Annotated in this window: 15 protein-coding genes; 8 read left to right on the top strand and 7 right to left on the bottom strand. The window is 62.0% G+C overall.

Annotated features, from left to right (window positions below; translation table 11 throughout):
• Position 1 precedes the first annotated feature (1 nt).
• A complete protein-coding gene (gene gudD, locus ACP7EW_RS03870; protein WP_426215431.1) occupies positions 2–1,327 on the bottom strand; it encodes a glucarate dehydratase in 1,326 nt (441 codons plus the stop codon).
• 19 nt (positions 1,328–1,346) lie between these two features.
• Complete coding sequence (locus ACP7EW_RS03865; RefSeq protein ID WP_426215429.1) at positions 1,347–2,708, bottom strand: MFS transporter; 1,362 nt, start codon at positions 2,706–2,708, stop codon at positions 1,347–1,349.
• Positions 2,709–3,046: 338 nt separating this feature from the next.
• On the opposite strand from ACP7EW_RS03865, the gene ACP7EW_RS03860 reads away from it, so the two are divergent.
• From ACP7EW_RS03860 to ACP7EW_RS03840, 5 genes are all read left to right on the top strand, one after another.
• Positions 3,047–3,766 (top strand): FadR/GntR family transcriptional regulator, encoded by a 720-nt coding sequence (locus tag ACP7EW_RS03860; protein WP_033901044.1) that lies wholly within the window; start codon positions 3,047–3,049, stop codon positions 3,764–3,766.
• Positions 3,763–4,458, top strand: coding sequence for a tRNA (adenine(22)-N(1))-methyltransferase (locus tag ACP7EW_RS03855; RefSeq protein ID WP_426215427.1), 696 nt, complete (start codon positions 3,763–3,765; stop codon positions 4,456–4,458). The genes ACP7EW_RS03860 and ACP7EW_RS03855 overlap by 4 nt, the downstream gene beginning before the upstream one ends.
• A gap of 39 nt (positions 4,459–4,497) precedes the next feature.
• Positions 4,498–4,788 (top strand): DUF3144 domain-containing protein, encoded by a 291-nt coding sequence (locus ACP7EW_RS03850; protein WP_033901047.1) that lies wholly within the window; start codon positions 4,498–4,500, stop codon positions 4,786–4,788.
• A gap of 220 nt (positions 4,789–5,008) precedes the next feature.
• Entirely contained in the window at positions 5,009–7,066 is a 2,058-nt protein-coding gene (locus ACP7EW_RS03845) for a methyl-accepting chemotaxis protein (RefSeq protein WP_426215424.1), read from the top strand.
• 301 nt (positions 7,067–7,367) lie between these two features.
• Positions 7,368–9,104 (top strand): OPT family oligopeptide transporter, encoded by a 1,737-nt coding sequence (locus ACP7EW_RS03840; RefSeq protein WP_426215422.1) that lies wholly within the window; start codon positions 7,368–7,370, stop codon positions 9,102–9,104.
• A gap of 38 nt (positions 9,105–9,142) precedes the next feature.
• Here the strand turns inward: ACP7EW_RS03840 and ACP7EW_RS03835 are convergent, their stop codons facing one another.
• A complete protein-coding gene (locus tag ACP7EW_RS03835; RefSeq protein WP_426215420.1) occupies positions 9,143–9,583 on the bottom strand; it encodes a hotdog fold domain-containing protein in 441 nt (146 codons plus the stop codon).
• Positions 9,584–9,718: 135 nt separating this feature from the next.
• Between ACP7EW_RS03835 and ACP7EW_RS03830 the strand changes: the two genes are divergently transcribed.
• Complete coding sequence (locus tag ACP7EW_RS03830) at positions 9,719–10,345, top strand: TetR/AcrR family transcriptional regulator (protein ID WP_426215418.1); 627 nt, start codon at positions 9,719–9,721, stop codon at positions 10,343–10,345.
• On the opposite strand, the gene ACP7EW_RS03825 is transcribed toward ACP7EW_RS03830, so the two are convergent.
• Positions 10,323–10,778 (bottom strand): VOC family protein, encoded by a 456-nt coding sequence (locus ACP7EW_RS03825; protein WP_016976469.1) that lies wholly within the window; start codon positions 10,776–10,778, stop codon positions 10,323–10,325. The genes ACP7EW_RS03830 and ACP7EW_RS03825 overlap by 23 nt on opposite strands.
• A 130-nt stretch (positions 10,779–10,908) precedes the next feature.
• Between ACP7EW_RS03825 and ACP7EW_RS03820 the strand changes: the two genes are divergently transcribed.
• On the top strand, positions 10,909–11,535 hold the full coding sequence (locus ACP7EW_RS03820; protein WP_016976470.1) for a glutathione S-transferase family protein: 627 nt from the start codon (positions 10,909–10,911) through the stop codon (positions 11,533–11,535).
• On the opposite strand, the gene ACP7EW_RS03815 is transcribed toward ACP7EW_RS03820, so the two are convergent.
• Positions 11,536–12,162 carry a LysE family translocator gene (locus ACP7EW_RS03815; RefSeq protein WP_177076359.1) on the bottom strand — a complete coding sequence of 209 codons (627 nt, stop codon included), beginning with the start codon at positions 12,160–12,162 and terminating at the stop codon, positions 11,536–11,538.
• A 302-nt stretch (positions 12,163–12,464) separates the two neighbouring features.
• Between ACP7EW_RS03815 and ACP7EW_RS03810 the strand changes: the two genes are divergently transcribed.
• Positions 12,465–13,187, top strand: coding sequence for a BPL-N domain-containing protein (locus ACP7EW_RS03810; protein ID WP_426215415.1), 723 nt, complete (start codon positions 12,465–12,467; stop codon positions 13,185–13,187).
• Between the two features lie 39 nt (positions 13,188–13,226).
• Here ACP7EW_RS03810 and ACP7EW_RS03805 read toward each other — a convergent pair whose 3' ends face one another.
• Both ACP7EW_RS03805 and ACP7EW_RS03800 read right to left on the bottom strand, forming a co-directional pair.
• Positions 13,227–14,474, bottom strand: coding sequence for a hypothetical protein (locus tag ACP7EW_RS03805; protein ID WP_426215413.1), 1,248 nt, complete (start codon positions 14,472–14,474; stop codon positions 13,227–13,229).
• A gap of 70 nt (positions 14,475–14,544) precedes the next feature.
• Positions 14,545–14,907 (bottom strand): hypothetical protein, encoded by a 363-nt coding sequence (locus ACP7EW_RS03800; protein ID WP_426215411.1) that lies wholly within the window; start codon positions 14,905–14,907, stop codon positions 14,545–14,547.
• Positions 14,908–14,935 lie beyond the last annotated feature (28 nt).

Genomic DNA, 14,935 nt, shown 5'->3' with positions numbered 1-14,935 from the left:
ATCAGCGCACCAGGCACGGCTGCTTGTTGTTGAAGCGCCACCCTGGAATCAGAAACTGCATTGCCACGCTGTCATCCCGCGCGCCGAGGCCCATGCCTTTATACACCTCATGGGCCTGGGCGACCGCGTCCATGTCGATCTCCACCCCCAGGCCAGGCTTGCTCGGCACTTTTACATAACCCCCTTCGATTTTCAGCGGTGCCTTGGTCAGGTGCTGGCCGTCCTGCCAGATCCAGTGGGTGTCGATGGCGGTGATGTCGCCCGGGGCTGCGGCCGCCACCTGGGTGAACATCGCCAGGGAAATGTCGAAGTGGTTGTTGGAGTGCGAGCCCCAGGTCAGGCCCCATTCATGGCACATCTGCGCCACGCGTACCGAGCCTTGCATCGTCCAGAAATGTGGGTCGGCCAGGGGGATGTCCACCGATTGCAGCTGGATCGCGTGACCCATTTCGCGCCAGTCGGTGGCGATCATGTTGGTGGCGGTTTTCAACCCTGTAGCACGGCGGAATTCAGCCATGACTTCGCGGCCCGAGTAGCCGTTTTCGGCACCGCAGGGGTCTTCGGCGTAGGCGAGCACGTGGTGCTGGTCGCGGCACAGGCGGATGGCTTCCTTCAATGACCAGGCGCCGTTCGGGTCGAGGGTGATGCGCGCATCCGGGAAGCGTTCGGCCAGGGCGGTGACGGCTTCAATTTCTTCGTCGCCGCTCAATACGCCGCCTTTGAGCTTGAAGTCATTGAAACCGTACTTGGATTTGGCAGCTTCAGCCAGGCGCACCACGGCGTCGGCCGTCAGAGCGGTTTCGTGGCGCAGGCGGAACCAATCGTCATCGCTGTCGGCTTCGTTGCGGTAGGCCAGATCGGTGGCGCTGCGGTCGCCGACATAAAACAGATAGCCGAGCATTTTTACCGCATCGCGTTGCTGGCCTTCACCGAGCAAGGCGGCCACCGGGACTTCGAGGAATTGGCCCAGCAGGTCGAGCAGAGCGGCTTCCATGGCGGTGACGGCATGGATGGTGATGCGCAGGTCAAAGGTCTGCAAGCCACGGCCGGCGGCGTCGCGAGAGGCAAAGGTGCTGCGCATCTGGTTGAGGATGCCCTGGAACTTGCCGATCGGTTGGCCGATCACCAGGCTGCGGGCGTCTTCCAGGGTTTCGCGGATGCGTTCGCCACCGGGCACTTCGCCCACGCCGGTGTTGCCGGAACTGTCCTTGAGGATGACGATATTGCGTGTGAAGTACGGGCCGTGGGCGCCGCTGAGGTTGAGCAACATGCTGTCGTGGCCGGCGACGGGGATGACCTGGAAGTGAGTAACGACGGGCGTAGTCATGGCAAGTTCCTGAATAAGCTTAAAGAGGTTTGCTGAGGGCGGCGCGGGTAGGCACGGCGCTCGGTGAAGTCAACACGGCAGAGGGTGCGGTCTTGGCAAAGAACACCAGGATCGCGGCCAGCACCGACGTGCCGGCCAGGCCATAGAGGCCGCCCTGGATCGAACCGGTGGTCTGCTCCAGGAAGCCGAACGTGGTGGGCGCAACGAAACCGCCCAGGTTGCCGATGGAGTTGATCAACGCGATCACTGCGGCGGCGATACGTACATCCAGGTAGCCCTGGGGAATCGGCCAGAACAGCGACGATGCCGACTTGAACCCGATGGCCGCAAAGCAGATCGCCACGAAGGCAAAGACCGGCCCGCCCGTGGTGGACATGAACATGCCCGCTGCCGCAATCAACAGCGCCGCCGCCACCCAGGCCTGCTGGAACTTGAACTTGCCCGACAACGAAGCGAAGGCGTACATGGCGATGATCGAGATCAGCCATGGGATCGAGTTGAAGAAACCGACCTGCACATCACTGAGGTCACCCATCTTCTTGATGATGCTTGGCAGCCAGAAGGTGGCGGCGTAGATCGTCAATTGGATGCAGAAATACAGCGCGCAGAACAGCAAGATCTGGCGGTCCTTGAGCAGCTTGCCGAGGGTCGGTTTGACGGTGGTGAGGGCCTCACGATCGCGCTGTTCCTGGTCGATGGCATTGACCAGCGCGTCCTGTTCGTCGCGGGTCATCCACTGGGCGTCGTGGGGTTTGGAGTCAAGCCAGAACCATACAAAGAAGCCAATCACCACCGAAGCCAAGCCTTCAATGGCGAACATCCATTGCCAGCCGTGGAAGCCAAAGCCTTCGATCTGCAACAGCACGCCTGACAGCGGGCCGGAAATCAGCGACGCAACCGCCGAGCCGCTCAAAAAGATCGCAATGGCTTTACCGCGCTCCACGCCGGGCAGCCAGCGCGTGAAGTAGTAGATCACCCCGGGAAAGAAACCGGCCTCGGCCACCCCCAGCAGGAAGCGCAGGATGTAGAAGTGGGTTTCGTTCTGGATGAACGCCATCAGCGTGGCGACGATGCCCCAGGTGAACATGATGCGGGTCAGCCAGATACGCGCGCCGACCTTTTGCAGCAGCATGTTGGAGGGCACTTCGAACAGGGCGTAGCCGATGAAGAACAACCCGGCGCCGAAGCCATAGGCGGCTGCGCCGATGCCCAGGTCATGCTCCATGTGCGTGCGCACAAAGCCGATGTTGACCCGGTCGATGTAGTTGAGGATGAACATGATCACGAACAGTGGAAGCACATGGCACTTCACTTTACTCACGGCGCGCGCGAGGACGGGATCACTTTCGGGTGCGGCAGATACTTGGATTGAATGGGTCACAATTCAAAACTCCCCCTGATTATTCTTATGCGGGCTTGTACGTCTTGTTAATAGACATCATACAAGTAGGCTTCTCAAGATCGCAATCCAGGAGTGAGTGTTTTTCTTCTTATAACGCGGTGTGTAGAACAGATATTTCGGTTATTTAAGCTGTATATACTGGGTTTTGTGCCGATTTTTGAGCGAGGCCTTGCCAGTGAGTACCGTGAGAGGGGTATCTGTGAGAGAGAGGCTTAAGTTTGGTTGTCATACAAGTTAAGGGTTTTTTCAATCAACCCAGGCCTGACGCCGGGCTGGGTGGTAAGCTTCCCCCAGCTCAACCCCGTGGACCTGTTGCAATGCCCATTGAAAGTGGAATCCCCCTGCGTAAACGCTCCACCAACCTGGCCCAGGGCGTGGTCGATGCGCTGACCCAGCGCATCCTGCTCGGCCAGTTGAAACCCGGCGAAAAACTGCCCTCGGAATCCACCATCGTGCTTGAGCACGGCGTGAGCCGAACCGTCGTGCGCGAAGCGATCTCCAAATTGCAGGCGTCGGGATTGGTCGAGACCCGTCACGGCATCGGCACCTTTGTGCTGGCGCAACAGGCGCAGCAGGGCTTGCGCCTGCATGTGGACACGGTCGCCAGCGTGCGCAACATGCTCGAACTGCGCCTGGGTCTTGAGGTGCAAGCCGTCGCACTGGCCGCCGTGCGCCGCACCGACCTACAACTGGCCCACATGCGCCAGGCACTCGACGACTACCAGGCCTCCCTGGCCAACAACGACAGCTGCGTGGAGGAAGACAAGCGCTTCCACCAACTGATCGCCGAGGCCACCGGTAATACCTTCTTCACCGAAATCATGCTGCACCTGGGCAATGCGATGATCCCGCGTACCCAGGTGAAAGGCGATGAACGTGGCGGCGCCGACTTTGCCCAGCTGGGTCAATTGGCGAACCTGGAACATGAGGCGATCTTCAACGCGATCAAACGCCAGGACCCGGACGCCGCCCGCGCCGCCATGGTGTTGCACCTGACCAACAGCCGGGACCGTTTTTCGGGGGAGCAGGGGCGTTGAACGAACACACCTTATCCCTGCGCCTGGAGCGCGTCGCCGCCAACGTACCGGCAGGCGCGCGCCTGGCCGATATCGGCTCCGATCACGGTTATTTGCCGGTGGCGCTGATGCGTCGCGGCCTGATCACGGCGGCAGTGGCGGGGGAGGTCGCGACCACGCCCTTTCATGCGGCGCAACGCACCGTGCGCGACAACGGCCTGGAGCACCAGATCAGCGTGCGCCTGGCCGATGGCTTGGCGGCCATCGAAGCCCATGACGGCATCACTGCGATCAGCGTCTGCGGCATGGGCGGCGAGACGATCCGCGACATCCTCGAAAGCGGTAAGCGGCACCTGAGCGGCAGGGAACGGTTGATCCTGCAACCCAACGGCGGTGAGCAACCGTTGCGCCAATGGCTGATGGACAACGGTTACTCGATCCTCAGTGAAGAGCTGCTGCGCGAGAACCGCTTCTACTACGAAATAATCGTCGCCGAGCGCACCGGGCCGGTGGCTTACACCGCTGAACAGCTGTACTTCGGCCCGCTGCAACTACAGGCGCGCAGCCCGGCGTTCATCGCGAAGTGGCAACGTATGCTGCGCCAAAAGCACAAGACCCTGGCCAGTTTCGAACAGGCTCGGCAGGCCGTGCCGCAAGAGAAGCGACAAGAGATTGCCCAGCAGGCCAACTGGATTACCGCGTTACTGGCCTGATACCCCTTCATTCAAACCTGATGACCTAGGACACCCATAATGGCCGACGCCACTGACCCCACCTTCTACGACCGTGCCGACGCGCACATCGAACTGTCGAACGAGCAACTTCAGGTTCACGAGAACCTCGGCCAGGTCAGCGCCTCGATGATGTTCGGCACCACACGCTTCAATGCCTGGGCCAGCGCGCGCAACTTCAAGTCCGGCGCGGAAATGGCCGATGCGCGGGAGGCGATGCTGAAGTACTTCTGTGACCAGTACCGGATGATGCTTGAGGATAATCTGGATGATCACATCAATAATTTCGACCGGTACATGTCGACCCGATAAGCCACTGTTACAGCTCTGCACAGACCTTGAGTGCTTTTGCCCCATTTTCGCGCACGTTACGTGCGCGATTGCTTCCCGCGCCGCCTATCTTGGGCACGCCGACAGCGGCCCGTATCTTGCTTGAGCCAAGCTAATCAATGACATGGCATTTTGCCGTCAGTCATTTCAAGGCTTCACCCCGCGGTGCACCGCGTGGGTCGTTTTTGGGGAGTGGTCGGACATGCACAGCCTTTTGTCACCGGGTATTCGCCTGCTGGGGCGTTTTGGTTTTGCGCGCAAGTTCCAGATCCTGTTCTTCCTGTTCATGCTGCCCCTGGCGGGTAGCCTGTGGATGATCGGCTCGGACTATCGCGATAAATTAACCGTGATTTCCAGCGAGCAGTCCGGCGTCCGGCAACTGTTGGCCCTGGATGCGCTGGATGGCCAACTGACAGCCCAGCGCAACCTGGCCGCGCGCTGGAAGGCGGCGGACATACTGCACGCGCCCACCCCGGCGGCGAAGGCGGCGATGGACAAAGTCGACGCCAATTTCCCGGTGATCCTGCAAAGCCTGCAAGCCCTGGGCGATTCGCTCAAAGCCCAGAACGCCAGCGCTGATATCCTCGCGCGCTTCGACGCCTTGCAGGCGACAGTCAAGGGCATGGACTCCCAATCCCTGCGCACGGTGGGCTGGTGGCCGGACGGTTATGACCGTTTCACCTCGGCGCTCACCGCCATGCAAACCCTGCGCGAGCAGATCACCCTGGATGCTGGCCTGATCCTCGACCCGTGGCTGGAAACCTACCTGCTGATGCAGATTTCCACCCAGCACACCCCCGACCTGATCGAGCGTATCGGGCGCATGGCCAGTGTCGGCCAGTCGTCCATTGCCTCGGGGCAGTTCACCTTGCAGAGCCGTTTGCAGATGCGTGACCTGCGCAGCCGCATCGGTGATGCGCGGGACCAGTTGGTCAAGGCCGCGGCCTCGCTGAAGGCCAAGCAGTATGCCGGGCTGGAACCCTGGACTGTGCAGTACGACAACAGCCTGCAACGCCTGGACAATGAGCTCAAAGTACTCGACGACGGAGTGTTTGGCGGCACCATCAAGCTCGACACGGTGGCCTTCGAAACCAGTGTCGACGGTATGCTCGACAGCCTGGGCGCGCTGCGTAACCAATCGCTCGATTCGTTGGATGCGCGCCTGGGTCACTACCGTGATCGCTCGTTGCAGAAGTTCGTGCCGGTGGCGGCGACCTTCAGCCTGTTGGCGCTGGCCGCGTTGTACCTGTTCATCTGCCTGCAAGCTTCGATCCGCCGTAGCGCCAGTGGCATCACCACCCTGGCCGAGTCGTTGCGGGACGGCAACCTGTGCGTCGAGGTGGCGGTGGAAGGGCGCGATGAACTCGCGGCCATCAGCACCGCGTTGAACGTGGCGGTGGTGCAGTTGCGCACCAGTCTATTGGGGGTCAATCACGAGACGCAGCAACTGGGTTCGGCGGTGCTGACCCTCAACTCCCAGTCGGGCAGCACCCTCACCGAAGTCGAAGACCAGCAACAACAAATCAGCCAGATTGCCGCTGCGGCCACCCAATTGGCCGCGACATCCCTGGGCGTCGCCAAAAGCTGCGAACAAGCTTCCGGCAGCGCCCAGCAGACCCGGCGCATCGCCGAAGACAGCAGCCGCGACAGCCAGCGCACCACGGCCAGCATCCAACAACTCAACCTGCGCCTGACCGACACCGCCGATGCGCTGGAGCAGGTCAGCCAGCAGGGCCAGCAGATTCAATCGGTGGTCGACACCATCCGTGGTATTGCCGAGCAGACCAACCTGCTGGCGCTCAACGCCGCCATCGAAGCCGCCCGCGCCGGTGAGCAGGGACGGGGGTTTGCCGTGGTGGCCGATGAAGTGCGCAGCTTGTCGCAACGCACCCAGGCCTCCACGGCGCAGATAGCTGGCACGGTGGACAGCCTGCGCGCCACGGTCAGCCAGGCGGTCACGTTGATGGGCGCCGCGTGTGAACAGGCGCTGACGGATGCTGAATCCGTCACCGGGCTGGGCGCGCGCTTGGGCGAGATTGCCGGCGCGGTGCAGCACGTCACCGACACCTTGGCGCAGATCGCCACTGCCGTAGAGGAACAAGCGGCGACGGCGGATGAAGTGAGCGGCAATATCCAGCAAGTGGACCAGGCGGCCGGGCGTTTGCTCGACGGCGCACGGGCAGTGAACCGCGCGGCCGACACCCTGAGCAAGGGTAGCCAGGCATTGAGCGACAACACCGCGCGGTTTCGACTGAGTTGAGCAGGTTTTTGTGGTCAGCAAACTTCCTCTGGTGTGCCCGCTTTCTGTGGCGAGCGGGCTTGCCCCGCGTTGGGCTGCGAAGCGGCCCCATTAAAAACACCGCGCATCGTCAGGTAAACCGCGCTGCCAGAATTTAGGTCTGCTTCGCAGTCCAACGCGGGGCAAGCCCGCTCGCCACAACAAGCCCACTCACCACAAGAGGTCCGCTTACCGCAACATCACGATCCGCAAGTCAGGAACCTTCGGCTTCTACAGGGCTCACTTACTAGGTCGCTCTGTTTCGTCGCCGAAAGGACTCCGCATGACTTCAGCCCCGCCAACGACCCTCCCGCACGGCCCCGTCACCCGCGAACTCAGCTTGCGCGCCGTCATCACCGGCAGCGTACTCGGCATCCTGCTCACGCCGTCCAATGTCTACGCCGGGTTGAAGATCGGCTGGTCGTTCAACATGTCGATCATCGCGCTGCTGATCGGCTACGCCATCTTTCAAGGCGTGGCCAAGCGTTCCACCGACCACCTGCCGTGGACCTTGCACGAAAGCAACATCAACCAGACCGTCGCGTCAGCCGCCGCGTCGATTATTTCGGGTGGGTTGGTGGCGCCGATCCCGGCCTATACCTTGCTGACCGGCAACCAGTTGGATGCCATCCCGATGATCGCCTGGGTGTTCTCGGTGAGTTTCCTGGGCATCTGGATCGCCTGGTATCTACGGCCCTCGCTGCTCAATGACAAGGCGCTGAAATTCCCCGAGGGCATGGCCACCCTGGAAACCCTGTTGCACATCTACAACCACGGTCGCGAAGCCGCGACGCGCTTGAAGGTGCTGCTCAGCGCCGCGTTGCTCTCCGGGCTGGTCAAGTGGGTGGATACCTTCATGTGGGCCTTCCCGCGCTGGTCGCCCAGTGCCCCGTTGGAGCGCCTGACGTTTACTGCCGACCCTTCGCTATTGCTGGTGGGCTTCGGCGGCATCATCGGCATTCGCGTGGGCCTGACCTTGCTGCTCGGCGCCTTGCTCGCCTGGGGTGGCCTGGGTCCCTGGCTGCTGGCGCAACAGTTGGTGACCTTGCCTGCGGGCAGCAGCGGCCCGCAGTTCGCCGCGTTGGTGGAGTGGTTGCTGTGGCCGGGTGTGAGCCTGATGGTGTGTTCCACCTTGGCCTCGCTGGCGATTCGTTTGTGGGCGTTGTACCGGTCCACTCACGCCAGCGGCGGATCAAGCTGGACGGTGCCAAAACCGGGGCCGGCGGCCGGTTTTGCGTTGGCGATCGTGCTGGTGGTGAGCTTGCAGGCGTTGCTGTTCGGCATCAATCTCGGCATGGCCTTGCTCACCATTCCCTTGGCGATCTGCCTCGCCGCCGTGGCTGCGCGCGTGGTGGGTGCCACCGGCATTCCGCCCATCGGCGCCATCGGGCAGCTGTCCCAGCTGAGCTTTGGCATCGTCGCGCCGGGGCAGGTGCCGATCAACCTGATGAGCGCCAACACGGCCGGTGGTTCGGCCGGGCAGTGCACCGACTTGATGAATGATTTCAAGGTGGGCAAGGCCATTGGTGCCACGCCGCATAAGCAGGTGATCGCGCAGATCCTGGGGATTTTCATCGGCAGTATCGTTGGCGTCTTCGCCTACCTGGCGTTGATCCCGGACCCGCAAACCATGCTGCTCACCGAAGAGTGGCCGGCCCCGGCGGTCGCTACCTGGAAAGCCGTGGCGCAAACCCTCACCCATGGCTTGGATTCACTGTCTACCAGCATCCGCTGGGCAATTGCCATCGGCGGCCTGGTGGGTGTGCTGCTCGGTGTGCTGGACAGCACCTTGCCTGCCCATCGTGCCCGCTTCCTCCCGAGTGCCGCCGCCCTGGGCCTGGCCTTTGTGCTGCCGGCCTCGGTCTCGCTGATGATGGCCCTGGGCGCGATACTGACCTGGTTGGTGAGCTGCCGCTGGCCGAGCCTCACCGAGCGCTTTGCGATTACTGCCGCCGCCGGCTTGATTGCGGGGGAGAGCATCACCGGCGTAGGCGCTTCATTGTGGTCGATGGTGCACTGAAGCATGGCTCGGCAGTTGCCGAGCCAGCCGCCAGGGCCTCAGGCGATCTTCACATTCATGGTGATCCTCGCGGTGAACACCTTCACGTCGCCCTCATCAAAAATATCCACCGGCACGATCTTGTCCCCTGCGGTGGACCAATCAATGCCGCTGCCATCGGCCACGGCGCGGATGTTCGACTTGGCCTTCGCCAGGTACTCCACGGTCATGCCCTTCGGAATCCACTTGGCGCCTTGGGGGATCGACACGTCCGTCATCGTGCCGCCCGCCAATTCCGCCGCGTTGCACAACGCAATGGCATGCACGGAGGCCAGGTGGTTGGTGATTTCCTTGCGAAACGGCACGTTGACCACGGCATGCCCAGGGCGTAGTTCGGCAATTTCAGGGTTGATGGTGTTGAAGTAGGGCGCCACTTGGCAGGCCATTTGGCTAAACGCTGCAGGACCTACACTGTTGAACATGCTGAGAAACTGGCTCATGGATTGTCCTTATAATGGATTTGCAGAATAATATTCTGTAACGGAACAATATTCCGTAAAGTCCAGCCGTGTCAAGCCGTGCCTTCTCTGCGGGCGGCAGTACCTTTAGACTCCGTACATTTGGCGAGCCACTTCATGCACGCACCTGATCTGATCGAGCGCACCTTCCCGGGCCGGCGCAGCGACCTCAAGCGCAGCATCCTGCGCGAGGCCCTGGCCAGCTTTAACGACGTGGGTATTGAAGCGACGAATATCGAAACCATCCGCGCGCGGTGCGAGACCAGCGTGGGCGCCATCTACCATCACTTCGGCAACAAGGAAGGCATCGTCGCCGCGCTGTTTTTTGCCGCGCTGGAAGATCAGGCCGCATTGCGGGAGCAACACCTCAAACAGGCGCAAACCGCCCAGGCTGGCGTGGAAGCGCTGGTGCGCAGTTATGTGGAGTGGGTGGATGCGCAACCCGAATGGGCGCGCTTTATGTTCCAGAGCCGTTTCGCCGTGGCCAACGGCCCGCACAAGGACGAACTGCTCACCCGTAACAAACAGCGCAACGCGCAATTGACCGAGTGGATGAGCGACGAAGGCCGCCGTGAGGCGTTCAGCCATATCCCGGCAGAACTGCTGCTGTCGCTGATCATCGGCGCGGCCGAAAGCTATGCCCGTGCGTGGTTATCCGGCCGGGTCAAGCACAGCCCGAATCACTACGCCGCGTTGCTGGCGCAGGCGGCGTGGGCCTCGGTCAGCCAAACGCCTCCACAATAAACGCCTCCAGGGTCGCCTCTTCGAGGATCTCCATGGAGAAATGCCCGAAACGCTTGGGCAGCCAGATAATGCGCCCCCCGGACGGCGATTGCAGGTTCTCGCGGGCCAGGGGCACGCCGTTTTCGTTCTCCGGCTGCACTCCGGCGGCGATCAGCTCGTCATAAGCGATCTCGATGTCTGGCGTGGTGTAGCAATGGCGGTAAATCATGCCTTCGCCGTGGGCGTCCAACAGTTCGCGCAGGTTGCCGGCGATCGGCTGGACCAGCATGAAGCGTTCTTGGCCCATCAGCACCACGGCATACCGCACATGCAGGCCGCCGCGTTCCCACACGAACGTCTTGGAAATGCGTGCCTTGAGAATGCGTGCGTAATAGGCACAGGCTTCTTCAAGGTTTTCGACCAGTATGTCGACGTGGCTGAATTTCAGATCCATGCTGTGCCTCCTCTCGAATCGATCCCCATGGTAACCACGGCGTCCGTCACGCAGAAAATTATTTGTCGGCACTCCCGAAGGCTGGCGTAGTCTGTTCCCAAGACCCCCCTCTCGTCCTGCGGAGCACTCAATGATCATCGTCCACCACCTCAACAACTCACGCTCGCAACGCATCCTGTGGCTGCTCGAAGAGCTCGGCCTGCCGTACGAGATCAAGCGCTACCAGCGCGACCCGAAGACCAACCTCGCACCGCCGGAGCTCAAGGCGATCAACCCGCTGGGCAAATCCCCGGTGATCGAAGACGGCGGCCTGGTGCTGATCGAGTCCGCCGCCATCATCGACTACCTGATCCGCCGCCACGGCCAGGGCCGCTTGCAACCGGACCCTGCCAGCGCCACCTACGACCACTACGTGCAATGGCTGCACTTTGCCGAAGGCTCGGCCATGTTGCCGTTGATGCTCAACCTCTACGTCGGCCGCCTGGGCGAGGCGGGTGCGCCGTTGCACCCGCGGATCGAATCGGAAGTCGCCAACTACCTCGGTTACCTGAACGACGTGCTCGCGGGCAAAGCCTACCTGCTCGGCGATGAGCTGAGCGGCGCGGACATCCAGATGAGTTTTATCGGTGAAATCGCCAGGGCCCAGGGCAAGTTGCAGGCCTACCCGAACCTGGCGGCGTGGGTGGAGAAATTCCAGGCGCGACCTGCGTATCGCAAGGCGGTGGAGCAGGGCGGGGCGTATGCGTTTGCCCAGTGATTAACGCTGCTGCAAGGCCACCTTCAGCCCCAAGCCCATAAACAGCGTGCCGATGATTTTGCCTTCCCAGCGCCGCAGTTTGGACAGCCCCTTGATGCCTCGGCTCAAGGGGCGGATGGCGAGGGCGAGCAGGCTGGTGTACACCGCGCTGAGCACCGAGAAGATCAGGCCCAGCACCGCGAACTGAACCAGCGACGAGCCGGCTTCCGGGTGGACGAATTGCGGTAGGAACGCCAGGAAGAAAATCGCAGTCTTCGGGTTGAGCACCTCGGCGCCCACCGCCTGGAAAAATGCCTGGCGCGGGGTGACGGCAGGCAAGGTCAGCCCCGCCTGTGTGCCGGTCTTGGCCATGAACGCGCGTACGCCCAGGTAGATCAGGTAGGCCGCACCGGCCCACTTCACCGCGTTGAACGCCGTGGCCGACGTCATCAGGATCGCCGACAACCCCAACGCCGCGCCCAGGGTATGCAGCAAGTCGCCGCACGCCACGCCCAGCCCGGTCGCCACGCCGACCTTGCGCCCGCCTTGCACGGTGCGGGTGATCACCAGCAGCACGGACGGGCCTGGAATCAGAAACAGGCCAATCACTACGGCGACATAGGTGATGAGGGAGGCGAGTTCAAACATGGCGGACGCTCTCGAAATAGGGCACGGTCCCTAATGCCCTTCAGTTAAGGGTGAATAGTGTACCTGTGGCGAGGGAGCTTGCTCCCGCTGGACTGCGTAGCAGTCCCATTTTTGGGGCCGCTTTGCGGCCCAGCGAGAGCAAGCTCCCTCGCCACAGGTTACCTTTACCCTTTCTGCTTCTTAACTGACTGGCATTAGGCATGGCCCCAGTTATCCCCAAGTGAATGGTGTTTACAACTGTTAACGGATTGAACGGCGCAATCGCTATAGGCTTTGGGGTGTCCGCCCTGGAGCCCATCGCCATGAACCTGCGAGCCACCGCCGCCACCTTGTTTGCTTTTGCGCTGCTGCTGCCGTCACCGGCCGAGGCCGCGACGCCGATCACCCATGTCGCCATCTACCGAGGCCCGGCGGGTTGTGATGACTGTTCCGAAAACGTGGCGAAGGCCCTGCAACGACTCAATCCCAACTATCACATCGATTTTGTGGGCGCGGATGAGTCGATCGACATCACGCCACAAACCCTGGCGCGCTACGATCTCTACGTGCAACCCGGCGGCGGCCAGGACATTCCCGCAGCGCTGCGCAGCCTGGGTGATGCGCGCAGCGAGGCCATCCGCAACTACGTCGCCAACGGTGGGCGCTATTTGGGCTTGTGCATGGGCGCCTACCTGGCGGATGACAACAACCTTGGCCTGATCCCCCAGGACCTCGACGGCGAAGCCGGCCGTCCCGGTTTCGAAGTGCCCGGCATCGCCGACGCCGCCGTACAAGTTACGTGGGCGGGCAAGCCTGATCACGTCTTCTTCCAGGACGGCCCCTACTTTCCGAAAGGGTCGTACAAAACCATCGCCACCTACCGCAACGGAGACGTCGCGGCGGCGCGGTATACCTATGAAAAGGGCGTGGTGGTGCTGAGCGGCCCGCACCCTGAGGCCAGCCAGGAGTGGTTTGAAAATGCCGAGATCCCAGTGAGCAAAATGCCTGAGGGTGATCTGTTTGGTTCGTTGGTCCGCAGCTTTTGAGGCCCACCTGTTGCTTTGGAGTGAATAGGCCAATCGGCGTCAGCGCACCACGTCCAGCGTCTGGATTTCATTCACATAGTGGGTCTGGCTCGACGTCGACTCCAGCGTCAGCGCCACGCCCAGGTCTTCGATAAACGCGCGCGACGACGCATAACCGTCCTGCTCGCAGGCCAACCGGATGGCATCGCCCGTCAACGACGCAAACACCTGGCGTGCCGGGAAGCGCTCGCCCACCTTGCAGGTCAAGGTGGTTTCGAGCGGTTTATCGGTGGGCTTGACCGGCACATTGGCCATTTTCAGGTGTGCACTCAGGGTCTGGCCCGGCGCCCAGCTCGTCGGCAATTTCACTTCGGCCTCACGGGTCTGCAGCACCTGGCCTTCGCCCACGCCGTTCATTTTCGACTTCAGCTGGATCAGGTCCGCCAGCATCAAACGGTCCACATTGAAGGCGGCACCGTAGGCTTCATTCTTCACCAACAAACCGTCTTCGGCTTTGAAGCGGATGGTGATCGGCGCGTCCTTGCCCGCGGCGTTCTTCGACAGGTAGCTGTAGCTCAACGTCTTGAACTTGGGTTGCAGCAGTGGTGCGTCGAGGCCCTGGAGTACGTTGGGTGGCACCGGCACATCACCTAGGTTGGTTTCCGCCACGGTGCGCGGGTAATCCACCAGCGCGATGTCCGGCCGCAACAGCGCCAGCAACCCGGCATTCACGCCCCCCTGCACCGAACAGCTCACACGGGAATACTTGCCCTCCGGCTCCACGATCAGCACCCGCTCCACATTGCGCAGCCCCGGCGCCTTGCCCGGCATCGGCTTGATCGCCTGCCAACTGTTGCCTACCTTCAACTCGCTGCGCGTGTATTGCCCTTCGCCTTTTTGCAGCGCCGCAGGTTGATCCAGCAACGCCGCCACGCGCGGGGCGACTTCATCAATCGTGCCGTCCACCGTGAAGCCCCAGAAGTAATACAGTCCCAGCGGGCCAAGATCGCTGACCTCATCGTTATACGACAGCAGCTTCAACCCCGCGATGGCCGGCGCACTCACCGGCACGGCCGAGGCTTTGGGTTCGGTGCGGTCGCGCACCGCGATCCAGGTGAAGTCCTTCTCCTGCTTGAGCGGCGCATAGGCCTGCCAGGCGTCGCGATGGGTGTTCAGGCGGCTGAAGAACGTCTCATCACAACGGGTGAAGGCCTTGAGCGTGTCGACCAACGCTGCGTCATCAGCCTGGGCAAAGGACGGCGCCAGCAGGGCTGACGCGAGCAGGGCAGCGGAAAACGGCAACTTCATGGGGCAGGACTTCCTTATCGGCAGGCGAGGAACAGGGCGGGGGCATTATCCAGCAGTTGAGTGTCAGTCTCTAGTTGGCTGAGCGCATCAGGCGCAAACGCCAATTGCCGCCGTGCTGGGCGTGGCAGGCTTCTTCAGAATCCAGGTGAACGCAACGCGCCAATTGCACGGGCAGGATCTCGGCGTCGTGCAGGGCGGTGGCGGTCAACTCGCGGATACGCGCGTCCAACCCCGTCGCCACGGCCTGCACCTGGCTGGCGCAGGTGTCGAAGACCCAGGTGATACGCAGGCTGCCTGGGAAGTCGGCGTAATTGACCGTGTGGGTCAGCCATTCAAACCCTGGGATTTCGGCTTTGGCGGTTTCGCAGGCGTCGGTGAGCGCAGCGACAAGGCGGCGTTCGATGCGGGTACTGTCGCGTTTGGATGAAGTCACACAGAGCTCCGTAAGAAGGCAGGTGCCG

The sequence above is a fragment of the Pseudomonas sp. DWRC2-2 genome, from assembly GCF_049897885.1.
GTDB lineage: Bacteria > Pseudomonadota > Gammaproteobacteria > Pseudomonadales > Pseudomonadaceae > Aquipseudomonas > Aquipseudomonas azotoformans_A.
The sequence above is the reverse complement of the archived record's forward strand: the minus strand, read 5'-3'. Positions and strand labels throughout refer to the sequence as shown.